Origin of the sequence: Micrococcus sp. HOU01, from assembly GCF_035609305.1 — a bacterium.
GTDB classification, from domain to species: Bacteria; Actinomycetota; Actinomycetes; order Actinomycetales; family Micrococcaceae; genus Micrococcus; species Micrococcus luteus.
This window is the reverse complement of the sequence record NZ_CP141211.1, coordinates 264,914-290,697: the sequence shown is the minus strand read 5'-3', so window position 1 is coordinate 290,697 and position 25,784 is coordinate 264,914. Positions and strand designations below refer to the sequence as shown.

Genomic DNA, 25,784 nt, shown 5'->3' with positions numbered 1-25,784 from the left:
CGAGGGCGTCGCCCGGGCGACCGGCCGGCTCAGAGCGTGGCGGACCGGCGGGCGGAGGCCCTCATGGCCGCGACCCGCTGCGCCACGGGGGCCTCCAGAGCGCCCGGCTGCAGGGCCGGGGCGAGGTCGGCGGCCACCTCTCGGGCGACCCCCTCGAGGGCGGAGGCGTCCTGGGCGACCCAGGCGCGCAGCGTCAGGTGCTCCCGCATCCACGCCGTGAGCGTCTGCTCGGACTCCGGGGTGAGGGTGAAGCCCGCCCCCGCCGCACCCGGGCTGGTGCGCTCCACGTCCAGGCCGAGCTCGCCCGCCAGCAGGGCGGCCAGGCCCTGGCGCAGCGGGGAGGCGCCGGTGCGGCCGGACTGGAAGGCGACGCGGACGTCGCGGTCGCGCAGGCCGTGCGGCGCCGCCGTCACGGCGAGCAGGCCGGTGTGCTGCGCGGGCAGGCCGAGGGCGGCACGGGCCGCGTCGTCGGCGACGACGGCGACCACACCCGGCAGGCTTGGGGCCTCGGCGAGGAACGTCTCGTAGGACACACCGGGCATCGCGGCCAGCACAGCGGCGGCCTCGGCGGTCAGGGACTGGGTGTCGACGGTGGTGACGGTCATGGATCCAGGGTGAATCGCGATTCACTGAGATGGGGAGCCGCGTCCACATTATGAGATTTGTAGCCACATGGTGAGACTCACGCCTGCCCCGACGTGCAGTACGCTGGCCCCATGCAGATGCACGCGCAGCAGTGGTGGACCGCCTGAGGGCGGCCCCGGTCATGCGCATCTGACACGACGAGCCGCTCGCCTGCCGGGCGGCTCCGTCATGAGCGGCTCCGGCGGGCCCCATCCCAGGAGGACCCCCGATGACCCACCGCAACCCCGAGGACAACGCCCTGAGAGGCGCCCCCGAGCCCCGCACCCTCGCCGAGGCCTGCGACCTCGTCACCACCCCGGACCTGGACGTCTCCGCGGACGGCATGTTCGGCCAGTATGGCGGCGCCCACCTGCCCCCGCAGCTGGCCGGCCCCATGGCCGAGGTCGCCCGCGCGTACGCCGAGGCGCGCCAGGACCCCGAGTTCTACGCCGAATACCGACGCCTGCTGCGCGACGCCGTCGGGCGCCCCTCCCCCCTGACCCCGCTGGACCGCCTCTCCGACGAGCTCGGCGGCGCACGGATCGTGCTCAAGCGCGAGGACCTGAACCACACGGGCGCCCACAAGATCAACCACACGATCGGCGAGGCGCTGCTCGCCAAGCGCATGGGCAAGCGCAGCCTGATCGCGGAGACCGGCGCCGGCCAGCACGGCGTGGCCCTGGCGACGGCGGCCGCGATGGTCGGCCTCGACTGCGAGATCCACATGGGTGCGATCGACGTGGCCAAGCAGCACCCCAACGTGGTGCGCATGCGCCTGCTCGGCACGAAGGTGGTCTCGGTGGAGCGCGAGGGCCGCTCCCTGAAGGAGGCCGTGGACTCGGCGTTCGAGGTGTACGCGGCGGACCCGGAGAAGTACCTGTTCGCGATCGGCTCCGTGGTGGGACCGCACCCGTTCCCCACGATGATCCGCGACTTCCAGTCCGTGGTCGGCCGCGAGGCCCGCGCCCAGTTCCAGGAGCGGTTCGGGGCGCTGCCGAGCGCCGTCGTCGCCGCGGTGGGCGGCGGCTCCAACGCGATCGGCGCGTTCACCGCGTTCCTCGACGACGCCGACGTCGCGCTCGTGGGCGTCGAGCCCGGCGGCCGCTCCGCGACCAAGGGCGAGCACGCGATGACCATGACCCAGGGCCGCGACGGCGTCCTCCACGGCATGGCCACCCTCGTCCTCGCCGACGACGACGGCACCCCGGATCCCGTGCACTCGATCGCCTCGGGCCTGGACTACCCGGGCGTCGGTCCACAGCACGCCCACTTCGCGAGCGTCGGCCGCGTCCGGTACGTGGCCGAGGACGACGCGGCCGTGCTCGACGCGTTCCAGCGGCTCACGCGGCTCGAGGGCGTCATCCCCGCGCTCGAGTCCGCGCACGCCGTGGCGCACGCGATCCGCCTCGCCCCGCAGATGGGCCGGGACGCGCGGATCCTGGTCAACCTCTCCGGCCGCGGAGACAAGGACGTGGACTACGTGGCCGAGAAGCTCGGGCTCACGGGCGAGGCGGACGAGGTCGTGCGGTGAGCTGAGGCGGCGGCCCGGCGTCGCCCCCGGTCAGCGCGTAGCCTGGCTGCCGTGATGACCCTGATGTGGGGCGCGGTCGCCGCGTCCTCCCTGCTCGTGGGCGCCGTCCTGGCGACCCTGCGCCGCTGGCACATGGGCACGATCGGACTCGTGCTCGCCTTCGGCGCCGGCGCCCTGATCGCGTCCGTGTCCTTCGAGCTCGCGGAGGCGGGCGTGCAGGCGGCCGGACCTGCCGCCGTCGGCATCGGGTTGACGCTCGGCGCGGCCGCCTACTTCCTCGGCGACCGTGCGGTGGAGCGCTCCGCCGCGAGGTCCGGGGGCTCGTCCTCGGGTGCGGCGCTGACCGTGGGCGCGCTGCTGGACGGCATCCCGGAACAGCTCGTGCTGGGCATCGGGCTGGTCGCGGGCGAGGGCGTGTCCCTCGCGCTGCTCGTGGCGATCTTCATGTCCAACCTGCCCGAGTCCATCGCCGCCACGGCCGACTCCCTCGACGGCGGCAAGACGCGCCGCCACCTGCTGATCCAGTGGTCGCTCGTGGCGGTGGTCTGCGCCCTGGCGACGTGGGGCGGCGGGCTGATCGCCGACGTCGCCTCCCCTGCCCTGACCGGCGGCATCCAGGGCTTCGCGGCCGGCGCCCTGCTGGTCATGCTGATCGACACGATGATCCCCGAGGCCCGAGAGAAGGGCGGGGAGAAGGCCGGGCTGCTCACCGTGGTCGGCTTCGCGCTCGGCGCGTTCCTGTCCCTGGTGGTGTGACCGCCCAGGGACAGGAACGCCCGGCTCCGGTCACGGGGTGGGCATGCCGCCGGTCACCGGGATGGTCGCGCCCACCACATAGGAGGACTCCGGCGAGGCCAGGAACACGTACGCCGGGGCCAGCTCGGTGGGCTGCCCGGCGCGGCCCAGCGGAGTGGACTGGCCGAACTCCGGCAGGTCCTCCGACTTCTGGCCGCCGGAGGGCTGCAGCGGGGTCCAGATCGGCCCGGGCGCCACGGCGTTCACGCGGATGCCCTTCGGGGCCAGCTGCTGGCCCAGGGCCTTCGTGAAGGTGTTGATGGCGGCCTTGGTGGAGGCGTAGTCCACGAGCTGCGGCGGGGCCATGTAGGTCACCACGGACGTGGTGTTGATGATCGTGGAACCCGGCTTCAGGTGCGGCAGGGCGGCCTTGACCAGGCGGAACTGGGCCAGGATGTTGACGTCGAAGGTGGCCTCGAGCTGCTCGTCGTCGATGTCCTCGATCGAGTCCTGCGCCACCTGCTTGCCGGCGTTGTTCACCAGCACGTCCAGCCCGCCGAGCTTCTCGACCGCCTGGGCCACGAGGTCGGCGCAGAACGTCTTGTCGCGGAGGTCGCCGGGGATCCCGGCGGCGGTGCGCCCCTCCGCCTGCAGGACCCCGAGGACGTGCTGGGCGTCCTTCTCCTCCTCGGGCAGGTAGGTGATCACGACGTCGGCGCCCTCGCGCGCGAACGCGATCGCGGTGGCCGCGCCGATGCCGGAGTCGCCGCCGGTGATGAGTGCCTTGCGGCCCTCGAGACGGCCGGTGCCGCGGTAGGACTTCTCACCCAGGTCGGCCTTCGGCGTCATCTCCGCGTCCAGGCCGGTGCCGGGCAGCGTCTCCTCCGGCGGGCTGATCACGGGGTAGCGCTTCGTGGGGTCCTGCAGGGTGAGCTGGTCGGTGGTGGTGGTGTTCGCGTCGTCGTGCGCCACGGGGTGCTCCTCACGGTCTCGGGGCGACGCGCGGTCTGCGCGCCGTCCTCCGAGCGTAGGGAGCAGCCCCCCGGCGGCGCCACGGCTGACCGCCGGGTCGCCGGACATGCCCCACCCGCTCCCCCGGATGACGAGCCCTGCGATATGGCCCCTAAACCACGCGTTTAGGGGCCATATCGCAGGGCTCGTCGCGGGGCGTCGGGGCCGGGGCCGGGCGTCACAGCCCGCCGTGCACGAACTCCCCGCCCACGGCGGTGGCGACGACGTCGATCGCCGCGATCTGGTCACTCGGCACCGCGTGCGGGTCCTCGCTGAGCACCGTGAAGTCCGCGAGCTGGCCTGCGGCGAGCCGTCCCTTGCGGCCGCCCCAGCCGGTCGCCTCCGCGGAGCCGACCGTGTAGGCGTGCAGGGCCTCGGCCACCGTGAGCCGCTCCGCGTCCGGGCCGTACTGCTCGCCGGTCTCGGTGCGGCGCAGCACGAAGTCCTGGATGACCTCCAGCGGGCGGCCGCCGGCCACGGGACGGTCCGAGCTGCCGGGCAGCACCAGGCCCGCGCGCAGCAGCCGCCCGGCCGGGTACGACAGCGCGGCCCGCTCCGGCCCGATCCGCTCCCGCACCGACCCGCCGAACGCGCTGATGAAGTTCGGCTGGGTGGCCATCACGACCTCCAGCTCGGCCATGCGGGCCACCTGATCGTCGCGGACCACCCCGCCGTGCTCCACGCGGTGCGGCATCACGGGCCGCCCGAACCGGCCCCGCGCCTCGGCGATCACGTCGAGGGCGAAGTCGAGGGCGGCGTCGCCGATCGCGTGCAGGGCCAGCGCCCATCCGGCGGCCGCCGCACCGAGGCACGCCCGGCGCATCTCCCCCGCGTCCTGCTGCAGGTAGCCGCGGCCGTGGCCGTGGCCGCAGTAGTCCTCGGTCATCGCGGCGGTCTGGCCCAGCATCGACCCGTCCGTGAACACCTTCGCCGGCCCGATCTGCAGCCACTCGTCGCCCACCCCCGTGCGCACACCGGCGTCGAGGGTGAGGTGCGTGCCGTCGTCGGGATGGCCGTCCACCGGGTGCAGCGCGTCCAGGGTGACCATCGTCTGGAAGCGGGTGCGCAGCAGCCCCGCGTCCCGGGCGCGCTGATACGCGCCGAACTCGAGCGGGCTGTGCCCGATCCACCCGCCGGCCACCCCCGCATCCGTCACCGAGGTGATGCCCTCGGCCGCGTACTCCTGCGACGCCCGCGCCAGGCACGCGCCGATGTGCTCGTGGGACTCCGGCTGCAGCAGCCGGGTCACCAGGCTCATGGCGGTCTCCTCCAACAGGCCGGTGGGGCGGCCGGCGGCATCCGTGAGGATCCGCCCGCCCTCGGGCTGCTGCAGCACCTGCTCCCCCACACCGGCCAGGACCAGCACCGCCCCGGACACCGTGACGGCGTGGCCCGTGTTGTGGCGGATGAGCACGGGGCGCCCGGAGGCGGCGGCGTCGAGGCTGTCCCGGTCGGGCTGGGGGCCGGTGAGGTGGCCGGGGTCGAAGCCGGTGCACGTCACCCAGGCGCCAGGGTCGAGCTCGGCGGCGCGGGCGCAGACCCGGCGGTGGACCTCCTCCGCGGTGCGCGCGCCCTCGAGGTCCACGTCCAGCCGGGACTGGCCGAACCAGACGCTGTGCGCGTGGGCGTCGTTGAACCCGGCGAGGACGGTGCGCCCCCGCGCGTCGAGACGTTCGCGCGTCGCGAGGCCGTCCAGCTCCTCGTCCACCCCGACGACGACGCCCCGCCACACCCCCAGCCGCGAGGCCGACGGGCGGGCGGGGTCGCCGGTGATGAGCCGGGCGTTCTCCACGATCAGGTCGAGCTGCATGGGGCGGGTCTCCTGGGACGGGGCGGCGGGGGATGGTTCGCGAGCGTAGCGGGCCGGGCTCAGGCGGGCAGGGCCGGGCTCAGGCGGGTCCGGCCGCCGCGTCCAGCGCCCGGGCCAGGTCGGTGAGCAGCTCCGCCGTCGGCTCGACGCCCACGGACAGGCGCACGAAGCCGGCCGGGACGTCGTCGCCCCAGCGGGCGCGGCGCTCGGCCGCGGTGTGGGTGCCGCCGAAGCTCGTCTGCGCCACCACGTACGTGGCCGCCCCGATGAACCGCTCCGCCGCGGCCGCGTCCGCGAACTCCAGCCCGACGACGCCACCTGCCGCCGTCATCTGGCGCGCGACGATCGCCGCGTCCGGGTGGTCCGGCAGCCCCGGGTAGGCCACCGCGCGCACGGCCGGGTGCCCGGTCGCGAGCTCGGCGAACGCGAGCGCCGACGCGCACATGCGGGCGAAGCGGACCTCGAGGGTCTCCAGACCGCGGTGGATCAGCCAGGCCTCGTGGGTGCCGAGGATCCCGCCGGCCAGGGTGCGCCAGCCGCGCACGCGCGCCATCAGCCCGGGGTCGCGGGACGCGACGTGCCCGCCGAGGGCGTCGGAGTGCCCGTTGAGGGCCTTCGTGTCCGAGGCGACGACGACGTCCGCCCCCAGGTCCAGCGGCCGCTGCCCCAGCGGGGTCAGGGAGGTGTTGTCCACGACGACGAGCGCCCCCTTCCCGTCCCGCCGCCCGTTCGCGTGGGCGCGGGCGGCGACGTTGGCCAGGTCCGCGACGCGCAGCCCGGGGTTGGAGGGGGTCTCGACGAACACGAGGTCGTAGGCGGAGAGGTCGGCCTCCGCGAGGCCCGGCGTGGACACGAAGTCCACGTGGACGCCGGCGGGCACGAGGTGCTCGGTGGCGAGGGCGCGGGTGGCGCCGTAGCCGTCCGAGGGCAGCAGGGCGCGGTCGCCGGGGCGGAGCACGGGCAGCAGGGCGGCGGCGATGGCCGCCATGCCGGAGGGGACGACGGCGACGTCCGCGTCCTCGAGCGCGCCGAGGGCGGCCTCGAGCGCGGCCCAGGTGGGCGTGCCCCAGCGGGCGTATTGGAAGGCGACGTCCGCACCGGGGGCGACGGGGGCGCCGTCGGGACCGGACCCAGGCAAGTGGAACGCGGAGGCGTGCACCAGCGGCGGGGAGATGGCGTCGCCGGGGGCCATGCCGTGGGCGCGGTGGTGGAGGACGGGGCCGAAAGCGGGGGGCTGCGGGGATGCCATGGAGTCATTCTGCCGGGGCGCCGTGCGCGGATTCACCAGAGCAGCTGGCGGCCCCGGATCTACCGCCCGAAGCAACGCTGGTTGACTTATCGCGGGTCCTGGGCGCAAAAACCCGTGATAACTCAACCGGCGTTGCGCAGGACCGGGCGGATCGGCGTGAGGTCGGTGCCCTGGAAGGGGCGCCGGGTGCGGTGATGCCGTGGCGCGCCAGCTCGATCGCCGCGGACCGCACGAAACCCAGCTGCGCCGCCTGCGCCGCGTGAATGGTTCCCTTCACGTTGACGTCGAAGATCAGGTCGACGTCCTCGTCCGTCATGTCCGCGATCCGGCTCGGGGGTAGATGCCCGCGTTGGACGCAAGCACGTCCAGCACGTACGCGGGGAACCCGGCCTCGCGGGCGGCCGCGTACTCCTCGTCGGTCAGCCCCGTGACGGCGACCCGCGCCGCGGCGTCCCGCAGCGACGCAGCGATGCCGAACCCGATGCCCAGGATGCCGCCCGTGACCAGCGCGGCCCGGCCGGCGAGCAGCACCGCGGCGACAGGGGGCGTCCGTGCGTTCGGCGGCGGGGCGGGTGTCCGAGTCGCCGACGGCGGTGTCGGTGGAGGTGGAGACGTCGGCCAGGGCGGAGTCCTCTCGGGTGCGGGAGCGGGCCGACCCCGTCCCGCTCACCCCTCCCCGCGCTCCGGGCCCCCGCGCACGATCGTGATCGCGCGGGTGTCCGGGGCGGTGTCGGCGACGTGCTCCATGGCGCGGTCGAGGTCGCCGGTCTGCTGGTACGCCGCGTGGATCTGCTCCCACAGGCGGGCGTTGCGGACGCCGATCGCGTGCGGATCCAGCACGGGTTCCTGGCCGGCGCGGCGCTGGCGGTCGTAGTCCTTGAGCAGCCGGATGGCCACGGGGCTCAGCAGGATGAGCGCCACGATGTTCACCCACGTGTAGAGGCCGACGCCGAAGTCGGCGTACGCCCACACGAGGGCCGAGCTCTGCACGGACCCGAACACCATGGAGCCGGCCAGCAGCAGCCGGGCGACCGCGATGACCGCGCGCTGCGCCGTCTTGTTCGGGATGAGGTAGGCGACATTCGTCTCCGCGTAGAACGCGAAGGAGAGCAGGGTGGTGAAGGAGAAGAGGAAGACGGCGATCGCCACGAAGGACGGGCCGAAGGCGGGCAGTGCCTCGTCGATGGCGATCTGGACCCATGCTGGGCCCTCCTCGACGCCGGGCACGTGCTCCGCGAGGAGGCTCTCCTCGTCCGGGCCCAGCACGTTGAAGCTGTTCGTGGCGAGGATCATCAGGCCGGTCATGGTGCAGACGAACAGGGTGTCCACGTAGGCGGAGAACGCCTGGGCCAGGCCCTGCTTCACGGGGTGGGAGACGTGAGCGGCCGCCGAGGCCTGGGCGCCCGAACCGGTGCCGATCTCGGTGGAGTACACGGCACGGCGCACGCCCCACGCGACGGCGGCGCCGAGGATGCCGCCGTAGACCGAGTCCAGGCCCAGCGCGCTGGAGAAGATCAGGCCGAACATCGCGGGGACCTGCTGCCACATCAGCCCGACGACGAGCAGCCCCACCAGGATGTACGCACCGGCCATGAACGGGACCACGAGGCCCACCGTGCGGCCCAGGCGGTGCATGCCGCCGAACACGATCACGCAGAACAGCACGGCCATCCCGAGACCCACCCACAGCGGGTCCCAGCCCCACGCCTCGGTCGTGGCGGCGGTGACGGCGTTGGCCTGGATCTGCGGGCCGGTGAAGACGGTGGCGAACACGGTGGCCGCGGCGTACGCGACCGCCAGCCACCGCCAGTTCCGGCCGAGCCCCTCGAGGATGTAGTACGCGGGCCCGCCGCGGTACTCGCCGCGGACCTTGTGCTTGTAGAGCTGTGCGAGCGAGCTCTCCACGAGCGCCACGGGGGCGCCGAGGATCGCCGTCGCCCACATCCAGAACAGTGCGCCCGGGCCGCCCAGGTAGATCGCGGCCGCGACGCCCGCGATGTTGCCGACCCCGATGCGCCCACCCAGGGCCATGGCGAACGACTGGAACGAGCTGATCCCCGCCGACGACGATCCTCCCCTGACCAGCTGACCCACCATGTCCTTGAGCAGCCGCACCTGGGGAGCTGCCATGCGGATCGTGAAGTACAGGCCCAGGGCGAGGAGCCCGACGACCATGGGCAGGCTCCACATGATCGAGTTGGCGGCGGTGACGAACTGCTCCATGGTCACTTCCCAGGTCGTGGACAGGATCCGTGCACTCCATCACATTCGGGCCACCTCCGGCACCCCTGAGCCCCCGGGGGGTCTGTGTGGGACCGGCAGGGTCGGCCGGCCAGACACGCCGTGCCGCCCCCGCACCGGCTCACCCCTGCCCCGCTCCCGCCTCCTCCTGCACCGTCACCGCCTCCTCCCGCACCGTCATCGCCAGCTCGACGTGGCCGGCGTCCGGGTCCGCGAGGATCTGGCGGATCTCCGGCGCGGCGCCGGCATCCTCCACGTCGAACGCGTCCATCAGTCCCAGCAGGTCCGGATGGGGCAGCGCGCCGCCGGGGGCGTCGTCGAGCAGGTCGACCTCGCCCGCATCGGCCCGCACGTCCACGTACCGCTCCACGCGGCGCGGCAGCGCCCCGGTCACCACCTCGTGCCCGCCGACCCTGAGGCCCGTGGGAGCCGGGCCGCTCAGCGGGACGGCCAGGACGGTCTCCACGACGTCGGCGGTGCCCGGCACCGGACGCAGTGCCGTCCACGGCGGCCCGGCCGGTGCCGACCCCGCCTCCGCGAGCGCCTGGAACAGCGTCGCGAAGGCGTCGTTCGCGCGCTCGGTGGTCGCCTCCTCACCGGCCTCGTCCAGGGCCACCCGCTGCACGACGCCGGCCCACGGCGTCGGCCCGACCGTGCGCTCCGCCACGGGGCCGGGACGGGCGGGGGCGCCGTCGTCGTCAGGATCCGGGGCCGCGTAGACACCGGCGACCGCGAGCGCGAGCGCGCGGTCCTCGAGGTCGCGGCGGCGTCGCAGCTCGGCCGCGTGTGTCTCGAGCCGCGCCGGCAGGGAGGCCGGGTCCGCGAGGACGGACCGGACGTCGTCGACCGTGAGGCCGGCCGCCCGCAGGACGCGGATCTGCGCGGCCGTCCGGATCTGGGCGGGTGCGTAGCGGCGGTATCCGGAGTGGGCGTCGACGTCGGCGGGGGCGAGGAGGCCGCGCTCGTCGTAGAAGCGCAGCGCCTTCGCGCTCAGTCCGGTGGCGAGGGCGAACTCGCCGACGGTCATCAGGGGGCTCATGGGGCGACCTCTCTCTCAGGTGATCCCAGCGTGGGCGTTCCCCCAAGGGGAGGGTCAAGCGTCGCCCAGCCTGCTCGAGACCGACGGCCTCAGACCTCCAGCAGCACCTTGATCTCGCGGCGCTCGTCCATGGCCCGATACGCCTCGGCGGCGTCGTCGAGCGGCATGCGCGAGGTGAACACACGGCCGGGCTGGATCTCCCCGGACTGGATGCGCTCGATCAGCTCGGGCAGGAAACGGCGGACGGGGGCGGGGCCGCCCTCGAGGTGGATCTGCCGGCCGAAGAGGTCGGAGCCGTCGAGGGTCTGGTCGTGGGAGACGCCCACGAACCCGACGTACCCGCCGGGGCGCACCGAGGCCAGAGCTTGGTCCATGGAGCCCTGCGTGCCGACGGCCTCGCACACCCCGTGCGCGCCGTAGCCGCCGGTGAGCTCGCGCACCTGGGCGGCACCCTCCTCGCCGCGCTCGGCGATCACGACGTCGGCACCGAACTCCCGGGCGAGCGCGGCCCGATCCTCATGGCGGGAGAACACGATGACCTGCTCCGCGCCGAGGGTCTTGGCGGCCAGGACGGCACACAGGCCGACGGCGCCGTCGCCGACCACGGCGATGGTCTTGCCGGGGCCGGCCTGCGCGGCGACGGCGGCGTACCAGCCGGTGCCGAGCACATCCGAGGCGGCGAGGTAGTCGGCCAGGCGGTCCGGGTCCGAGGGCTCGCCCCCGGGCACCTTCACGAGGGAGCCGTCGGCGAGCTCGACGCGCATGTACTGCGCCTGACTGCCCGTGTACTCGCCGGCGTTGACGCAGCGGGACTGGTAGCCGGCCTGGCAGATCTCGCACGTGTTGTCCGAGAGCATGAAGGAGCCGATCACGAAGTCGCCGACCTCGAGGGTGGCGACGTCCTCGCCCTTCTCCACGATCGTGCCGACGTACTCGTGGCCCATGCGCCGGTTGTCGACGTCGTTGTGGCCGCGGTAGGGCCACAGGTCCGAGCCGCACACGCACGCGGCGGCCAGCTTCAGGACCACGTCCGTGGGCTGGGCGACGCGCGGAGTGTCCACCTCCTCCACGACGACGTCGCCCGGCGCACGCATGACGACCGCCTTCATCGTCGCGGGGATGGCAGGGGTGGCGGGGGTCTGTGCGGTCATGGTCTGTCCTCCGGTCTGGCCCGGCGGTCCGGGCGGCGGTGTGCGGGGACCAGTCTTGCGCCCCTGGGCCGTGGAGACGACACATCGACGTCGCAGGCGGGGCCGGTGGATGACCGCGCGCCAGCGACATCACCGCCGGGCAGAACCGCGGTGATGTCGCTGGCGTGAGGTCGGCCGACACACCCCGCTCGGCTCACAGCGAACGAGCGCCGCCGGGCGTTACACTGTGGTTCCCATCACATCCGACTCCCCTCGGAGGCCCGTCGTGACCCCCACCCTGTCCGCCCGCCTCGAGCGCACCGCCGCCGAGCATCCGCACTCCACCGCCCTGATCCTCGGCGAGAACCGCATGACGTATGCGGAGCTCCAGGACCAGTCCCAGCGCCTGGCCGGGCTCATGCGGCAGGAGGGCATCGGCCCCGGGGACCGCGTGGCGCTCATGGTGCCGAACATCCCGGCGTTCCCGGTGGTGTTCTTCGCGGCCCTGCAGCTGGGCGCCGTCGTCGTCCCGATGAACCCGCTGTTCAAGCGCCGCGAGATCGAGTACTACCTGGAGGACTCGGGCACGTCGATGCTGTGGTCCGTGCCGTCCGAGGAAGCCGTGGAGGGCGCCCGCGAGCGCGGTGTGCCGCTGCGCACCCTCGGCGAGGACGGCCTCGCCCCGCACCTCGCGGAGAGCCCCGGCCCGGTGACCGAGACCGTCGAGCGGGACCTCGAGGACGACGCCGTCATCCTCTACACCTCCGGCACCACCGGCCGCCCCAAGGGGGCCCAGCTGACCCACCGGAACATGGGCACCAACGCGGACACCGCGGCGGAGACGCTGATCCAGCTCCAGCACGGGGAGACCGTGCTCGGCTGCCTGCCGCTGTTCCACGTCTTCGGCCTCACGTGCGCGCTCATGGCGTCCGTGACGACGGGCGCCAGCCTGGCGTTGATCCCCCGCTTCGATCCCGCCGTGGCCGTGCAGACCGTCCGGGAGTGCGCGGTGGACGTGTTCATCGGCGTGCCCACCATGTACGGGGCGGTGCTGGCCGCGGCCAAGGACCGTCCGGAGGACCTGGCCAGCCTGCGCCTGGGCGTCTCCGGCGGATCCGCCCTGCCCGTGGAGCTGCTGCGCCGCTTCGAAGCCACCTTCAAGTGCGAGATCCTCGAGGGCTACGGCCTGTCCGAGACCTCCCCGGTGGCGTGCTTCAACCATCCGGGTGAGAAGCATCAGCCGGGCTCGATCGGACGCGCCGTCCGCGGGTGCGAACTGCAGCTGGTGACGCCGGACGGGGCCGTCGTGCCCGAGGGCGACGAGGAGACCCTGGGCGAGGTGTGGATCCGCGGCGAGAACGTGATGAAGGGCTACTGGGGCAAGCCGGAGGCCACCGCCCAGGCCATCACCGAGGACGGCTGGTTCCGCTCCGGCGACCTCGCCCGGCGCGACGCCGCGGGCAACTACTACATCGTGGACCGCACGAAGGACATGATCCTGCGCGGCGGGCTCAACGTGTACCCGCGCGAGATCGAGGAGGTGCTCTACGAGCACCCGGCCGTCGCGGAGGCCGCCGTGGTGGGGGTGCCCCACCCGGAGCTCGGCCAGGAGGTCGCCGCGCACGTGGTGCTCGCCCCCGGCGCGCACGCCACGGAGGAGGAGCTGATCCAGCACGTGAAGTCCCAGGTGGCCCCCTACAAGTACCCGCGCACCGTGAACGTGCGGGACGGGCTGCCCAAGACCGCCACGGGCAAGATCCTCAAGCGGGAATTGACGCCGGCGGAGTGATCTCGGGATGACCGCCCGGGCCCGCGTGTGGGCCGAGGTGCTGGCGGAGGCGTGAGGGGGGCGGCGATGGATTCGGGATGACCTGTCGATCGCGACATGATCTGACGGCAGACCCCAGGTCGTGTCGCGGCCGTCAGGTCGGTCGACCTCGGGCCACCACCCCCGCCGTCACAGCCGCGACAACCTCCCGTGGTGGCTCGGCCCCGGCCCAGTCCCCCGCGGCGCCGCCCTCGAGGCTGGCGATCAACCCCTCGACGTCGGCGTGGTGCTCACCGCGCCCCGAGCGGCGGATCAGCGTCCAGGCGTCCCCCTCGAGCGTGAGTCGACATCCCGGGGCGAGCTCGCCGCGCAGCCGCGCCAGGGCCCGCCGTTTGAGGCCGTGCTCGTTGAGGAGCGCCGTCGTCGGGGACGCCACCCCGCGCCCGCACGCCCCGCACATCCGCGCTCAGCCGCGCTCGCGCGGGAACCGGCGGGCGAAGTCCGCGGCCACGTCCTTCATGAACGCGAACTCCACGCCGTCGTGCCCCTGGATGTGGTCGAACAGCCGTTCCAGCATGAGCAGGTTCTGCGGGCGGCCCGACACGTCCGGGTGGATCGTGATCGGGAAGACCGCGTAGTCCATCTCGCGGTGCACCCAGTCGAACTGGTCCTTCCACAGCTGCTCGATGTCCCGCGGGGAGACGAAACCGTGGCTGTTGGGGCTGGACTTGATGAACATCATGGGAGGCAGGTCGTCCAGGTACCAGGACGCCGGGATCTCGATCAGGTCGGTCTCCTCACCCCGGACGAGCGGCTTCATCCACTCGTGCGCCGACGCGGCCTCGTAGTCGATCTTCGTCCAGCTGTCCCCCACACGCACGTAGTACGGGGTGTGGTCATCGTGCATGAGCGAGTGGTCGTAGAGGAACCCCCGCTCGAGCAGGATCTCGTTGGTCACCTTGGAGAACTCCCACCACGGCGCCACGTAGCCCACGGGCTTGGTGCCCGAGCGGCGCTCGATCAGGTCCGTGCAGTAGTCCAGGATCTCGGTCTCCTGCTGCCGGGTCATGGCAATGGGGTTCTCGTGCGAGTACCCGTGCACGCCGATCTCGTGACCGGCGGCGACCACGGCGTCGAACTGCTCCGGGAACGTCTCGATCGAGTGCCCCGGCCAGAACCAGGAGACCGGCAGCTCGCGCCGCTGGAAGAGCTGCAGCAGACGCGGTACACCCACCTCGCCGGCGAACAAGCCGCGGGAGATGTCGCCCGGGGAGTCCTCGCCGCCGTACGAGCCGAGCCAGCCGCCGACCGCGTCCACATCGATGCCGACGCTCACGTAGATCTTCTTCGCCATGGGGGTTCCTCCTCGGAATCGTGGGTGGGGTCAGCGCAGCCGGGTGAACCGCGCCGCAAACTCGTGGGGATCCGGCCGATGCGCCAGCAGGGCGGCGGCCAGGATGCGGGCCTGGAACGGGGTCAGTTCGCCGGCCGCCACGGCACCGGCGGCCAGGATGTCCGCGCCACCGCCGTGGCCGTAGACGCCGAGGACGGGCCCGGCCAGGGTGCGGGTCGCCAGCACGACGGGCACCCCTCGCGCGACAAGGTCAGCCACCGCCTCCGCGTGTCCGGGCCCGGCGTTGCCCAGGCCAGTGCCGGCCAGCACGATGCCGTGGGCGCCGCGATCGACGGCGGCCGGCAGGGCCGCGGGGTCCGCGCCCGGGTACGCGGTGATCAGGTCGACTCGGACGCCGTCCAGCCCGGAGTCCGGGAGGTCGAGGGTGCCGGGTCGATGCGGGGGAGCGTGCAGGCGGAACTCATCCCCGTGCGTCGCGCCCACGAGCGTGCCGCCGGTGAACGGCTGGCTGACCATCGTGTGCCCCTTGCGGGTGCCGCGTGCCGAGAGCAGCACGCCGTCGAAGGCGACGAGGGCGCCGAGTCCGCGAGCGTTCGGGTGAGCAGCGGCGAGGACGGCCTGGCGGAGGTTGCGGGGTCCGTCGGTGTCCGGGTGGTCGGCGGCGCGCTGGGCCCCCGTGAAGACCACGGGGGTGTCCGTGCCGTTCAGCAGGTCCGTGAGGAACGCGGTCTCCTCCATGGTGTCCGTGCCGTGCGTGACCACGACGCCGTCGATGCCGGGGTCCGCCGCGCGCTCACGTGCGGTGCGGGCGATCGTGGCCAGCTCCGGCAGTCCGAGCCGGTAGCTGCCGACCGTCATCACGTCCTCGCCGGTGATCTCGACGTCGGCGGTCGTGTCCATGCCCGCGAGGAGGGCCTCCGCGGCGTGTGCGGCCGTGGCGCCGGAGCCCTCGCCGGAGCGCGAGGCGATGGTGCCGCCGGTGGCGAGGACGTGGACGCGGGTCATCGGGAGGCTCCTGCCGTCATGGTCTGACCTTGTCAGCGGCGGGAGGGGTGGGTCAACGGCCCGGCAACGGGGTTCGAGCGACGTGAGACCACCGTGATTTCGCGCCTTCGCTCGCCGTCAAGCAGTGCTTGAAGTCCGTCGTCGCCCCCGGCGATCCAGCACCTGCCACGCGTGTGCGTCAGGCGATGTAGACGGGACGCGTCCAGTTGAGGCTGTGCCGCATCTCCCTGGTCCTCGATCGGCCCGGCCACGGCGTCCAACTCCCCGATGAGACTCCCCGCGTCATCCACGAGGAAGCCTGCAGCTGCGCTCCGCCCGTGAGGGCGTTCATCTCGGCGCCGGCGTCGTCCGCGTAGGCCGAGGGGGCACCAGGTGGTTCCACGGAAGGCGATCGTCACCGTGATCAGGGTTCCATTCAATCACCCGCAACCCCTCGGGCGGAGCCGTTCGAGACGTCAGTTCGAGTGACGACTGCGGACTGAACATCCCCATATGACGCCAGAATCGGAGGGCGTCTCGGCGCTGAGCCCGCTGCGATGCTTCATGTCTCCGTGATGGACTGTGCCCTCCCACGTGCGGCTTGGGCTTACGACCCATGGGGAAACCAGCCGCGAGACGAGCACGAAGGGCCACGGGGTCTCCCCCGCGACCCTTGGTGCATGTCACCAGGGCCTCACGCCAGCGGCCTGCACACCTCCGTCACGAGATCCTCAGGCGCGGCCTGGTCCGGCGTCACGAGATAGCGGTTGAATACGTTGGAGGCCAGGGTCCCGTCCTGCCGGGCAGCCAGCCCCTCGGCCTCCATGCGCTGGACGATCAGGTCGTGTGCCTGCGAGATCTGCGTGTACGGGCCGATGACATGCGCCACCAGGCAGTCGCGCTCGGGAAGCTGGAGCACCACAAGCGGGCCCTCCGCCCAAGTCCCCGGCGCCACGGGGCAATAGACGGACAGGTCGACGTCGGCCTCGCGGTACTCGTCGTCGTGCTCGATGACGCCGCACGGGCCGACGGGCCTGATGCCTTGCTGCTGCAGGGCGGGCATGAGCCTCTCCCACAGGCGGCCCTCGTCGGAGTAAGACGGGACGGTGCCGCGCAGGGCGACGACGGTCATGGCAGGGACGGCGGTGCGGTTCAGCTGGATGGTCATGGGGATCTCTCCTGGGGTGAGCATGCGGTCGATGAGGGAAAGCCGTTCCCGGGCCGCGTGCAGCTCCTCGACCAGGGTGCACCGCTGCAGGGCGAGCGCATCGGTCCAGGTCGAGGTGCCGCGGGCGGCGAGGAGGGCGGTGATGGCCGAGACGCCGAGGCCGACGTCGCGCAGGTTCCGGATGTCCGCGGCGTCCCGCAGCTGGGCGGGGGCGTAGCGGCGGTACCCGCTGTGCGCGTCGACGTGCTCCGGCACCAGGACGCCGTGGGCGTCGTAGTGGCGGAGCATCCGCACGGAGAGGCGGGAGAGCGAGCTGAACTCGCCGATCGTCATGAGGTTCGTGTGCGTGACCATGGCAACAGCGTGTGGGGTGACACGGTGGAAGGGTCAAGGCCGGGTCTAGATGTTGTGGGTCATGAGGTTCTTGGCATGACCAGCGGCCTGAGATGAGACGAGCGGGCCCCGTCCCGCGGGATGGAAGTTCCTCAACTACCACATCCACGGAGAACAGAGCCCGCTCGTGACCCACGCTCACGCACCCCTGACCCCCACCGGGGAAGAGCTGCGCCAGCCACCGCAGAAGATCACCGCCCGGGCCCCGGGACACATGGTGCACCTGGACGTGAAGAAGATCGGCAAGATCCCCGACGGGGGCGGCCCGCGCGCCCACGGGCGGGGCACCGAGGCCGCACGGGCCGTACGGGCCGCCAAGCATGGACCCGGCGCGAAGGTGGGGTACACCTCCCTGAACTCGGCGATCGATGGGCACACCCGGCTGGCCTACACCGAAGCGTTGGAGGACGAGCGCCCCGCCGCCGTGAACGCGGCGATCCCGATCAACGAGTGCGTCCCCTGCCGGCGTCCGCCGGCGAGAACCCGCCCGTGAGGGCCAACCAGGCTGCGGCACCGGTGGCGGCGTGCGATGCGCCCCTCCCCCAGCACGTCCCCCGGCACCCTCGCCTGGCCCCCGTCCCGGGTGCTCTCCTCTACGATGCAGTGATGACCACCACCCTCACCCTGCTGGACCCCGCCGGCCCGGACCGCGAGGCGCTCACCGACCCCACTCCCCTCTTCGACCTGCGCGTGGCCGAGCGGTTCCGCGGCCGAGGCCTCGGCGTCGAGATCCTCACCGCGCTGACCCGTCACGTGTTCGAGACGATGCCGGACGTCGACCGGTTCGAGGGCCAGACCCGCGAGGACAACTCGCCGATGCTCCGCACCTTCCAGCGGGCCGGCTGGGTCAAGGAGGCCCACTACCGGCGGGGCTGGCCCGTGGAGGGTGGGGAGCCGGTGGCCTCCGTGGCCTATGCGATGCTCCGCCAGGACTGGGAGAACGGCACGACGACGCCCGTGCCGTGGGAGTGAGGCTGCCGGCGAACAACCTGGACTGACACCCACCTGGAACACTGGTCCCATGTCCTCTCTCGCCCAGGCGCTCCGGGTCCACCGCCTCGTGCAGGACGACGTCGCCCTGCGCATGCTGCGCATGGACTCCCTGCCCCTCGTGGCCGGCGTCCTCGCCACCCATCTGGGCGCCCCGAACGCGAGCCTGCCCACGCACGAGCTGCATGACGCCCTCGACGCCGAGCTCGACACCCTGCGGGACCACCTGGACCTCTCGGGGCGGACAGCCAAGGCGTACTGCGAGGACTGGCGGCAGGCGGGACTGCTCGAGCGGCGCATCGCGGACGAGGCCCGCGAGGAGGTCTACGAGCTGACGCCGGCCGCGCGGCAGGGGCTCCGCGTCGTCGAGCAGCTCCTCGCACCGCGCGCGAGCGTCACCGAGTCCCGCCTCGTCTCCCTCCTCACCGCGCTCCATCAGCTGGCCCTCGAGACCGACCCGGACACCTCCCGCCGGCTGGCCGCCCTGCGGGCTGAGCAGCAGGCCCTGGCGGAGCGCATCGAGCGCATCGCCTCCGGTGAGGACACCGTGCTGGATGAGCGACGCGCGGTGGAGCGGCTCGACGACGTGCTCACCCAGGCGGCCGACCTCCCCGTGGACTTCGCCCGGGTCCGGGCACGGTTCGGGGAGCTCAATCAGGAGCTGCGGCGTCGCATCCTCACGGACGAGGGGCTTCCCGGCGACGTCCTGGAGAACGTGTTCCGCGGCGTGGACCTCATCGAGTCCTCGGACGAGGGCCAGACCTTCGCCGCGTTCTCCCGCATGGTGCGGGACCCCGCGATGTCCGCGGCGTTCCAGGCCGACATCCGGGCCGTCCTCGAGCGCGACTTCGCCGCGGATCTGCCGCCCGCCACGCGGCGTGCGGTGCGTGGCCTCGCACGCACCCTGCAGGACGGCTCGTCCGCCGTGCAGGACACGCTCACGGAGTTCGCCCGCGGCCTGCGCCGCTACGTCCTCTCCCAGGAGTACCACCGGGACCGCCGTCTGCACGTGGCCCTCCGGGAGGCGCTCAGGGCCGCCGCCGACGCCGCCCCGGCCACGCGTCCCTACCGGCAGACGGGGCGGGACCTGGACCTCACCGGCATGTCCCTGCGCTCCGTCGGGGAGATCTCCCTGCACGATCCCCGCGAGTTCGACGTCGGTCCTGCCCTCGAGGACGCCGCCGTGGCCACGGTGGACATGGCCGCCCTGCGTGCGCTCGCCCGTGAGACGGAGATCGACTTCACGGAACTGCGCGAGAACGTGAACCGCACCCTCGAGGGGAAGGACGGCGCGCCGGCCTCGGCCACGGTCGCCGACGTCCTCGAGCTGCACCCCGCCACGCAGGGGGTGGCGAGCGTCGTCGGACTCCTCTCCCTCGCCGCGCAGCACGGCCAAGTGGACCCCGACGCCGTCGACCTCCTCCGCTGGCCCGCCGCCGCCGGGATGCACTCCGCGCACGTGATCCGCCACCGCTTCACCGAAAGGCTCCCCTGATGACCCCGGATTCCGACGACGCGGCGACTCCGCCCGCCACGGACGCTGCGCATACCGCCGGCGCCGCGCCCACGCTGTGGGAGGGCGATCTCGGCACGCTCGGAGAGCAGTCACGACGCGCACTGCTCGAACTCCTCCAGGGTCCGTACCTCTCCGGCCGCCGTCGCCCCCAGCTGTGGCAGGCCCTGATCGCCGACGAGGCCGCCATCCGCTCGCGGCTGCACGACCTGTTCCTCGACGTGGTGATCGACCAGCATGACGAGTTCGCGTTCACACGCAGGGTCGCGACGGACGAGATCGCGGTGCCGGCCGCCCTGCGCTCCAAGTCCATGACGTTCCTGGACACCGCGATGCTCCTGGTCCTGCGCCAGCACCTGCTGACGGCGGCCGGCGAACGCCGCGTGATCGTGGGCCGGGACGAGGTCTTCGAGCAGCTGGCCGTGTACCAGCAGGGTGACGACTCCGGGTGGGCGCGCCGACTGAACAGCTCGTGGACCAAGATGCTCAACAGCTTCTCCGTCCTCCAGCAGCTGGAGGACGACCGCGCCGAGGTCTCGCCGGTGCTCAAGGTGATGATCGGCCCGGAGGAGGCCCGGGCGTTCACCGAGCTGTACCGCGAGATCGCGGCGGGGCAGAACGACGACGACGCGGATGTCACGACCCAGGAGGACGACCGATGACCGCACCTCATCCCGCGCAGGAGCAGGACACGTTCGACCTCGGCATCGAGTTCCCCGGCCGCGACACAGCGGACATCCGCCAGTGGCGCCTCGAGGAGGTCCAGATCGCCAACTGGGGCACCATGGACGGTCGCATCCACCGCTTCCCCGTCTCGCGCCGCGGGCACCTGATCACGGGGCCCTCGGGCTCGGGCAAGTCCTCGATCCTGGACGCGATCGCCGCCGTCCTCACCCCGGACAAGTGGCTGCGCTTCAACCAGGCCGCGCAGGGCGGGGCGGAGCGGACGGCCACGCGCGGCCTGGTCTCCTACGTGCGCGGCGCGTGGACCCGCCGGCAGGACGAGGACGAGGACCGCGTGGTCTCCGCGTACCTGCGCCCCGGGGCCACGTGGGCCGGCGTCGTCCTCACGTATCGCGACGGCGCGGGCGGCGTCGTCTCGCTGTGCCGACAGTTCTTCCTGCGCGGCACCGCGATGTCCCGGGCCGACATGAAGGACCTGTGCCTGCTCGAGCGCTCTGCCGTGGACCTGGCCGAACTGCAGACGCTGATCGACGACGGCATCAGGACCCGCCGTGTGCAGGCACGCTGGCCGCAGGCCGTCGTCACCACGAACGGCGGTCACGGCCCGTTCTACGCGCGCCTGCGCTCGGTGTTCGGCATCCGCGACGACGCCGCGCTGCACCTGCTGCACCGGACCCAGTCCGCCAAGGGGCTGGACTCGCTGGACCAGCTGTTCCGCAACCACATGCTGGAGCGGCCGCCGACGTTCGCCATGGCGGACCGCGCGGTCGAGGAGTTCGGCGCGCTGCGCACCGCGTACGAGCGCGTCGTGGACCTGCGCCGGCAGCGGGACCACCTGCTCGAGGTGCGCACGGCCGCACAGGAGTACGAGGCCGCCGTCGCCGAGGAGTCCAGGCTGCGCCGCCTCGAGGCCGCCATCCACCCCTACCACCAGGCCAGGTTCCTGGCGGAGATCCGGCGGGCGCTCGAGGAGGTGCAGGCCTCGCTCGCGGGCCTTCACGCGGCGCGCACCGAGGCCGACGCCGAGCAGGAGCGCGCGGAGCAGCGGCGCCAGCACGCCCTGATCGCGCTCGCCAGCGTGGGCGGGGACCGCGTCGGGGAGCTCGGACGGCAGATCGACGCGGCACGGGAGCAGCACCGGGAGCGTCTGGCTCGGCGCGCCGTCCTGGCGAACCGCCTCCGCGCGGCGGACGTGGACGCGGAGCCGAGTACCGCCGTCGAGTTCGGCGAGCTCCAGGCGGCCATCGCCGCGGACCTGGAGGCGCCGCCCGAGCACCCGGGGCCGAGCCACGCCCAGCTGACCGAGCTCAGCCGCCTGCGGGAGGCGGTGCGCGAGCTCGAGGCGGACATCACGGCCCTGCGCCGCCGCGGCAGCACCGTGCCCCGGCACCTGGCGTCGGTCCGGGAGGACCTGGCGGAGCACCTGGGCGTGCGGACGGACGCGGTGCCCTTCGTGGCCGAGCTGCTCGACGTCGACGCGCGCCATCAGGAGTGGACCGGCGCGATCGAGCGCGTGCTCGCCCCGCTCTCGCTGACCCTGCTGATCCCCACGCGGCTGCTCTCGGCGGCCCGGACCTGGATCGACCGGCGCCACCTGGGCGTGCGACTGCGGTTCGAGGAGGTCAGGCCGACGCGGGCCGCCATCCGGCCCGCGAGCAGTCAGGACTCCCTCGTGCACAAGGTGACGGTGAAGCAGGGCGTGTTCCACGACTGGCTCCAGGCCCGCCTCTCCGAGCGGTTCGACCTGGCGTGTGTCAGTACGGCCGCCGAGCTCGCGCGGCACGAGCGGGCCGTGACGGCGGCCGGCCAGGTGAAGCTCTCCGCCACGCGGTACGAGAAGGACGACCGGTTCCGCGTGGATGACCGCTCCCGTTGGGTCCTCGGCGATCCGGCGGCGAAGCTGGAGGTGCTGGTCGAGGAGCGCGCCGCGCGCCAGGCGGCGTTCGCCGTCGTCGAGGGCGAGGTCCAGCGGGCCCAGGAGCGGGCCGATGCGGAGCGCCGGCGCCGCGCCACTCTGCGCAGCGTGCTCGAGACCCCGTGGACGGACGTGGACCACGCGGCACTGGAGCGCCGGATCGCGGACCTCCGGGCGCAGGCGGATGAGCTCAGCGCCGCCAGCGGCGATCTGCAGGCCGCCCGTCGCAGGGACGAGGCCGCCCAGCAGGACCTCCGGACCGCCCGCCAGGCCGCTGACGAGGCCCGACTGGCCGCCGCCCAGGCCGAGCGCCGCCGAGCCGAGCTCACCCAGGAGGCGCGAGAGCTCGAGGCGGAGAGCACCGGCCGCGAGCCGCTCCCAGCGGAGCTCACCGCCGAGCTCGACGCCCGCTTCCGGGCCGTGCGCCGCTCCGCCACGCGTTCCGCCCTGACGGAGAGCGCCGACCTCGTGCGCCGGGACGTGAGCGCGCTGGCCGAACGCGCGCGTTCCGCGGGTGCGCAGGCGGGGGAGCGCTGCACCGTGCTCACCACGCAGTTCTCCCGCCAGTGGGCGGTGGCGGCCGCGGACGCCTCGCCCGGCGTCGAGGACCGCGGCACGTACCTGGCGATCCTCGAGCGCATCGTGGGGCAGGGGCTGCCCGAGCACGAGGACCGGTTCCACCAGATCCTGCACGAGCGCTCCTCCGTGCTCTTCGGCGAGCTCCACCGGGCCATCAGCACCGCGCCCGGGGAGATCGAGGACCGCGTGGACCCCATCAACTCGGCGCTGCGGCGCTCCCCCTTCGACGAGGGGCGGTTCCTGCACCTGCGTGTGCGCGTGCGTCGTCCCGAGGCGGCGCAGCAGTTCCTCCGCGACCTCTCCGCCGTGGCGGAGAACGCGTGGGCCGACGACTCCCTCGACGATGCCGAGCGGCGCTACACCGCGCTGGCCGGGATCATGGACCGCCTCGCCTCCTCGGACCACGTGGACCGGGTGTGGCGGCAGCAGTGCCTGGACACGCGCGAGCACGTCACCTTCCTCGCGCAGGAGGTCGACGACGCCGGCGCCGTCCACGCCACGTACGACTCGGGCGCCGCGATGTCCGGCGGGCAGCAGCAGAAGCTCGTGGTCTTCTGCCTCGCCGCGGCTCTGCGCTACCAGCTGGCCGCCCCCGAGGACCCGCGCCCGCGGTACGGGACGGTGATCTTGGATGAGGCGTTCGACAAGGCCGACGCCCGCTACACGCGCATGGCCATGGACGTGTTCGTGGAGTTCGGCTTCCAGATGGTGCTCGCCACCCCTCAGAAGCTCCTGCAGACCATCGCCCCCTACGTCGGCGGCATCACCACGGTGGAGAACCCGACGCGGCGGCTCACCCAGATCGCCGAGGTGATGTGGGAGGACGAGGAGAAGTGAGCGGGGCGACGGGACGGGGCCGGGATGGGACGGGGGCCTGGCCGATGGTGGCTCCGGAGGCGGCGCGCGAGCTGGCGCGTCGGGCCCTGGCCCGGTCGCATCGCGGGTGGACCCTCGGCGAGGTGCCCACCCCCGCGTGGTCGCTGCCGCTCAAGCCGCCCACGGAGCAGGTTGTCCTCGCCGACCCGCAGGCCGCGCAGTCCTGGGCACGGGGCTGGCGGGCCGCCACCCTGCCCGCGGGCATCCGGGTGGAGTGGGCCGAGCGCAGCTGGCGCAGCGTCGGGCGGCAACAGGTGCCCGTACGCGTCCACGCGGTCACCCCGGACGCGCTCGTGGCGTGGGTCGGCGGGCGCGAGGCGCGGGAGCAGCGGGTCTTCGCGGAGCGCGTCGCAGCGATGCGGCGGCTGGCCGAGGCGTGGGGCGGGTCGGGCCCGTCAGCTGCGGGTGGGGCGGGGTCAGCCCCGCAGACACAGGACGACGACGGCGAGGCCGCCGCCGACCCCCGCGAGCTGACACTCGCCGCGGCACTGCGGCGCCACGCGCAGCGCCTCACCGACCTGAGCGAGCCGGACTTCCTGCGCGTGGTCGCGGTGCTGGAGTGGCTGCGGACCACGCCCGTGCAGGGCCTGCGGCCGCGTCAGCTGCCGATCCGCGGGGTCGACTCGAAGTGGTTCGGGGCGCACCGCACCCTGCTGGAAGCGCTGCACGCGCCACAGGAGGGCGGTCTCGGGATCGTCGACGCCCACCCGACGGTGCGCGTCCGCATCCTCGATCCGGCCCTGCGCCCGGAGGGACTGCGTGATCTGGAGGTCCCGCTGGAGCAGGCCGCCGCGTGGCCGATCGCGCCCGCGCGCGTGCTCGTGGTGGAGAACAGCGAGACGCTGCTGTGTCTGCCGGACGCCCCGGGCGCCGTCGCCGTGTGGGGCCGGGGCTTCGACACCGCGGCAACAGTGCTGCCGTGGCTGCGGGGCGCGGAGCTGCACTACTGGGGCGACCTGGACTCCCACGGCTTCGCGATCCTCCACCGGTACCGCACCCGCCTGCCGCAGCTGCGCAGCGTGCTCATGGACGTCCGGACCCTCGAGGCGTTCCGCGACCTGTGCGTCCCGGATCCCACGCCCTTCCGTGGCGCGCTGGCCACGCTGACCTCGGACGAGGCGCGCGCGCTGGAGCGGCTGCGTGCCGAGGGCGACGTGCGGCTCGAGCAGGAGCGGGTCGGGTGGGACCACGCGCTCTCGGCGCTGGACGCGCACTTCGTCTTCTGCGACGCGGGCGATCGTGCCGCCGGTGGCGAGGACGCGGACGGTCGGCGGATCGCGTCATGACGGGGCCCCCGCTCCCAGCAGCCCGACCACCCCGCGGGCCGCGGGCGGGGCCAGGTGCACGGCGCGCACGACGGTGAACGCGGTCAGCACGGAGACGAACGCCCATTCCCGCCAGGACCCGGTGGAGCCGAGCAGGGGGAGCCGGAACCGCCCGCCCGGCTGCCAGCACCAGAGGCGGCAGGGCGGGTCCGGCCGGAGGGGCCAGAGCAGGGCCACCCCGTTGTTGGTGAGGGCGTCGCCGAGGATGTGCACGCTCACGCCGACGGCCACGGAGGCGGGGATCCACCACAGCCCGTCGCTGAGGACGGTCGCCGACACCGCGACCAGGATGCCGAGCGTCCACGCGGCCCTCCATCCCCGGTTCGGGAGCAGTCGGAGGGCCTTGGCGGCCACGGCCGCCAGGAACGCGGCGATGACTCCCTGCCCCGGCGTGTAGACGTGCCCCGCGATCGGCACCTGGATGGAGGCGGCCGCCGTCGCGATGGCGGTGAACGCCGCGACCCCCACCAGCGAGTGTGTGCCGCGCCGATGCCCGCCGGCCACGTGGCGGATGCCGCGGCTCAGCCACTCGGTCAGGGGCGGCAGGGCGTGGACGACGGTGGCGCGGGGGTGGTCCCAGTCGCTGATCATGGCCGCGCCGGCGGTGGTCGCGGCGCCGAGCAGCTGGAGTTCGGCGGGCAGGTGCAGCACGGCGATCGGCGACTGCCAGTGCGTGAGCGCCAGCCAGGCCGCGGCGCCGGTGGCCGCGTGGGACGGGCCCATCATGGGTGGGGTCCTCTCGTTCGCAGGACCGGGCCGCGTCACTGCGCCTGCGAGGGCCGGCGGACGGCCCGCGGGGAAGGAAGAGGACCAGGGTGGCAGGCGGGGCGGACACGGTAAGGACGCCGCCGCGGCTGGAGCGGGT

General features: G+C 73.4%; 22 protein-coding genes and 1 pseudogene. 9 read left to right on the top strand and 14 right to left on the bottom strand.

Annotation, left to right across the window (positions count from 1 at the left end):
- Positions 1-29 precede the first annotated feature (29 nt).
- Positions 30-605 carry a GIY-YIG nuclease family protein gene (locus tag SOY78_RS01350; RefSeq protein ID WP_063189372.1) on the bottom strand — a complete coding sequence of 192 codons (576 nt, stop codon included), beginning with the start codon at positions 603-605 and terminating at the stop codon, positions 30-32.
- A 248-nt stretch (positions 606-853) separates the two neighbouring features.
- Between SOY78_RS01350 and trpB the strand changes: the two genes are divergently transcribed.
- Both trpB and SOY78_RS01340 read left to right on the top strand, forming a co-directional pair.
- Positions 854-2,155 carry a tryptophan synthase subunit beta gene (gene trpB, locus SOY78_RS01345; RefSeq protein ID WP_197458574.1) on the top strand — a complete coding sequence of 434 codons (1,302 nt, stop codon included), beginning with the start codon at positions 854-856 and terminating at the stop codon, positions 2,153-2,155.
- A 54-nt stretch (positions 2,156-2,209) separates the two neighbouring features.
- Positions 2,210-2,911 (top strand): ZIP family metal transporter, encoded by a 702-nt coding sequence (locus SOY78_RS01340; protein ID WP_036337122.1) that lies wholly within the window; start codon positions 2,210-2,212, stop codon positions 2,909-2,911.
- A gap of 30 nt (positions 2,912-2,941) precedes the next feature.
- On the opposite strand, the gene SOY78_RS01335 is transcribed toward SOY78_RS01340, so the two are convergent.
- The 8 genes from SOY78_RS01335 to SOY78_RS01300 form a co-directional block, all read right to left on the bottom strand.
- A complete protein-coding gene (locus SOY78_RS01335) occupies positions 2,942-3,862 on the bottom strand; it encodes an SDR family oxidoreductase (RefSeq protein WP_036382428.1) in 921 nt (306 codons plus the stop codon).
- A gap of 217 nt (positions 3,863-4,079) precedes the next feature.
- Positions 4,080-5,711 carry an amidohydrolase gene (locus SOY78_RS01330; RefSeq protein WP_036382432.1) on the bottom strand — a complete coding sequence of 544 codons (1,632 nt, stop codon included), beginning with the start codon at positions 5,709-5,711 and terminating at the stop codon, positions 4,080-4,082.
- A 79-nt stretch (positions 5,712-5,790) separates the two neighbouring features.
- Positions 5,791-6,960: a cystathionine gamma-lyase gene (locus SOY78_RS01325; RefSeq protein WP_036382424.1), complete on the bottom strand. Its 1,170-nt coding sequence runs from the start codon at positions 6,958-6,960 to the stop codon at positions 5,791-5,793.
- A 4-nt stretch (positions 6,961-6,964) separates the two neighbouring features.
- Positions 6,965-7,276 (bottom strand): hypothetical protein, encoded by a 312-nt coding sequence (locus SOY78_RS01320; protein WP_235186486.1) that lies wholly within the window; start codon positions 7,274-7,276, stop codon positions 6,965-6,967.
- Positions 7,273-7,491: a hypothetical protein gene (locus tag SOY78_RS01315; protein ID WP_052007004.1), complete on the bottom strand. Its 219-nt coding sequence runs from the start codon at positions 7,489-7,491 to the stop codon at positions 7,273-7,275. Before SOY78_RS01315 ends, SOY78_RS01320 begins: the two co-directional genes overlap by 4 nt.
- A gap of 135 nt (positions 7,492-7,626) precedes the next feature.
- On the bottom strand, positions 7,627-9,183 hold the full coding sequence (locus SOY78_RS01310; RefSeq protein ID WP_324701675.1) for an alanine/glycine:cation symporter family protein: 1,557 nt from the start codon (positions 9,181-9,183) through the stop codon (positions 7,627-7,629).
- 139 nt (positions 9,184-9,322) lie between these two features.
- Positions 9,323-10,240, bottom strand: a complete 918-nt coding sequence (locus tag SOY78_RS01305) for a MerR family transcriptional regulator (RefSeq protein WP_036382422.1) — start codon at positions 10,238-10,240, stop codon at positions 9,323-9,325.
- An 89-nt stretch (positions 10,241-10,329) separates the two neighbouring features.
- The gene (locus tag SOY78_RS01300; RefSeq protein WP_036382420.1) at positions 10,330-11,391 is read right to left on the bottom strand and encodes a zinc-binding dehydrogenase; all 1,062 of its coding nucleotides are present in this window, start codon (positions 11,389-11,391) and stop codon (positions 10,330-10,332) included.
- Between the two features lie 265 nt (positions 11,392-11,656).
- On the opposite strand from SOY78_RS01300, the gene SOY78_RS01295 reads away from it, so the two are divergent.
- Positions 11,657-13,159, top strand: coding sequence for a long-chain-fatty-acid--CoA ligase (locus SOY78_RS01295; protein ID WP_036382418.1), 1,503 nt, complete (start codon positions 11,657-11,659; stop codon positions 13,157-13,159).
- 133 nt (positions 13,160-13,292) lie between these two features.
- Here the strand turns inward: SOY78_RS01295 and SOY78_RS01290 are convergent, their stop codons facing one another.
- The 4 genes from SOY78_RS01290 to SOY78_RS01275 all read right to left on the bottom strand — a co-directional run bounded on the left by SOY78_RS01290 (position 13,293) and on the right by SOY78_RS01275 (position 16,998).
- On the bottom strand, positions 13,293-13,574 hold the full coding sequence (locus SOY78_RS01290; RefSeq protein WP_235186485.1) for a hypothetical protein: 282 nt from the start codon (positions 13,572-13,574) through the stop codon (positions 13,293-13,295).
- Positions 13,575-13,604: 30 nt separating this feature from the next.
- On the bottom strand, positions 13,605-14,492 hold the full coding sequence (locus tag SOY78_RS01285) for a polysaccharide deacetylase family protein (RefSeq protein WP_036382414.1): 888 nt from the start codon (positions 14,490-14,492) through the stop codon (positions 13,605-13,607).
- Positions 14,493-14,522: 30 nt separating this feature from the next.
- A complete protein-coding gene (locus SOY78_RS01280; RefSeq protein WP_036382412.1) occupies positions 14,523-15,497 on the bottom strand; it encodes an asparaginase in 975 nt (324 codons plus the stop codon).
- Between the two features lie 673 nt (positions 15,498-16,170).
- Positions 16,171-16,998: a MerR family transcriptional regulator gene (locus SOY78_RS01275; RefSeq protein ID WP_036382410.1), complete on the bottom strand. Its 828-nt coding sequence runs from the start codon at positions 16,996-16,998 to the stop codon at positions 16,171-16,173.
- Positions 16,999-17,185: 187 nt separating this feature from the next.
- Here SOY78_RS01275 and SOY78_RS01270 point away from each other — a divergent pair.
- The 6 genes and pseudogenes from SOY78_RS01270 to SOY78_RS01245 form a co-directional block, all read left to right on the top strand.
- A pseudogene (locus SOY78_RS01270) lies at positions 17,186-17,461 on the top strand (IS481 family transposase); the annotation flags it as partial.
- A gap of 182 nt (positions 17,462-17,643) precedes the next feature.
- Positions 17,644-18,009 (top strand): GNAT family N-acetyltransferase, encoded by a 366-nt coding sequence (locus tag SOY78_RS01265; RefSeq protein ID WP_036382406.1) that lies wholly within the window; start codon positions 17,644-17,646, stop codon positions 18,007-18,009.
- Between the two features lie 49 nt (positions 18,010-18,058).
- Positions 18,059-19,522, top strand: a complete 1,464-nt coding sequence (locus tag SOY78_RS01260) for a DUF3375 domain-containing protein (RefSeq protein ID WP_135019550.1) — start codon at positions 18,059-18,061, stop codon at positions 19,520-19,522.
- A complete protein-coding gene (locus tag SOY78_RS01255; protein WP_010079828.1) occupies positions 19,522-20,202 on the top strand; it encodes a DUF4194 domain-containing protein in 681 nt (226 codons plus the stop codon). The genes SOY78_RS01260 and SOY78_RS01255 overlap by 1 nt, the downstream gene beginning before the upstream one ends.
- Positions 20,199-23,555 (top strand): ATP-binding protein, encoded by a 3,357-nt coding sequence (locus SOY78_RS01250; RefSeq protein ID WP_135019549.1) that lies wholly within the window; start codon positions 20,199-20,201, stop codon positions 23,553-23,555. The genes SOY78_RS01255 and SOY78_RS01250 overlap by 4 nt, the downstream gene beginning before the upstream one ends.
- 122 nt (positions 23,556-23,677) lie before the next feature.
- Positions 23,678-24,880: a Wadjet anti-phage system protein JetD domain-containing protein gene (locus SOY78_RS01245; protein WP_233263227.1), complete on the top strand. Its 1,203-nt coding sequence runs from the start codon at positions 23,678-23,680 to the stop codon at positions 24,878-24,880.
- Here the strand turns inward: SOY78_RS01245 and SOY78_RS01240 are convergent.
- The gene (locus tag SOY78_RS01240) at positions 24,875-25,645 is read right to left on the bottom strand and encodes a metal-dependent hydrolase (RefSeq protein ID WP_036384513.1); all 771 of its coding nucleotides are present in this window, start codon (positions 25,643-25,645) and stop codon (positions 24,875-24,877) included. The genes SOY78_RS01245 and SOY78_RS01240 overlap by 6 nt on opposite strands.
- Between the last annotated feature and the right edge of the window lie 139 nt (positions 25,646-25,784).

What these genes read in the sequence shown, in the direction of transcription:
- SOY78_RS01350 (WP_063189372.1), bottom strand. Translation starts at nt 605, where the DNA reads ATGACCGTCACCACCGTCGACACCCAGTCCCTGACCGCCGAGGCCGCC.
- trpB (WP_197458574.1), top strand. Translation starts at nt 854, where the DNA reads ATGACCCACCGCAACCCCGAGGACAACGCCCTGAGAGGCGCCCCCGAG.
- SOY78_RS01340 (WP_036337122.1), top strand. Translation starts at nt 2,210, where the DNA reads ATGACCCTGATGTGGGGCGCGGTCGCCGCGTCCTCCCTGCTCGTGGGC.
- SOY78_RS01330 (WP_036382432.1), bottom strand. Translation starts at nt 5,711, where the DNA reads ATGCAGCTCGACCTGATCGTGGAGAACGCCCGGCTCATCACCGGCGAC.
- SOY78_RS01325 (WP_036382424.1), bottom strand. Translation starts at nt 6,960, where the DNA reads ATGGCATCCCCGCAGCCCCCCGCTTTCGGCCCCGTCCTCCACCACCGC.
- SOY78_RS01320 (WP_235186486.1), bottom strand. Translation starts at nt 7,276, where the DNA reads ATGACGGACGAGGACGTCGACCTGATCTTCGACGTCAACGTGAAGGGA.
- SOY78_RS01310 (WP_324701675.1), bottom strand. Translation starts at nt 9,183, where the DNA reads ATGGAGCAGTTCGTCACCGCCGCCAACTCGATCATGTGGAGCCTGCCC.
- SOY78_RS01305 (WP_036382422.1), bottom strand. Translation starts at nt 10,240, where the DNA reads ATGAGCCCCCTGATGACCGTCGGCGAGTTCGCCCTCGCCACCGGACTG.
- SOY78_RS01300 (WP_036382420.1), bottom strand. Translation starts at nt 11,391, where the DNA reads ATGACCGCACAGACCCCCGCCACCCCTGCCATCCCCGCGACGATGAAG.
- SOY78_RS01285 (WP_036382414.1), bottom strand. Translation starts at nt 14,492, where the DNA reads ATGGCGAAGAAGATCTACGTGAGCGTCGGCATCGATGTGGACGCGGTC.
- SOY78_RS01280 (WP_036382412.1), bottom strand. Translation starts at nt 15,497, where the DNA reads ATGACCCGCGTCCACGTCCTCGCCACCGGCGGCACCATCGCCTCGCGC.
- SOY78_RS01275 (WP_036382410.1), bottom strand. Translation starts at nt 16,998, where the DNA reads ATGGTCACGCACACGAACCTCATGACGATCGGCGAGTTCAGCTCGCTC.
- SOY78_RS01265 (WP_036382406.1), top strand. Translation starts at nt 17,644, where the DNA reads ATGACCACCACCCTCACCCTGCTGGACCCCGCCGGCCCGGACCGCGAG.
- SOY78_RS01260 (WP_135019550.1), top strand. Translation starts at nt 18,059, where the DNA reads ATGTCCTCTCTCGCCCAGGCGCTCCGGGTCCACCGCCTCGTGCAGGAC.
- SOY78_RS01255 (WP_010079828.1), top strand. Translation starts at nt 19,522, where the DNA reads ATGACCCCGGATTCCGACGACGCGGCGACTCCGCCCGCCACGGACGCT.
- SOY78_RS01250 (WP_135019549.1), top strand. Translation starts at nt 20,199, where the DNA reads ATGACCGCACCTCATCCCGCGCAGGAGCAGGACACGTTCGACCTCGGC.
- SOY78_RS01240 (WP_036384513.1), bottom strand. Translation starts at nt 25,645, where the DNA reads ATGATGGGCCCGTCCCACGCGGCCACCGGCGCCGCGGCCTGGCTGGCG.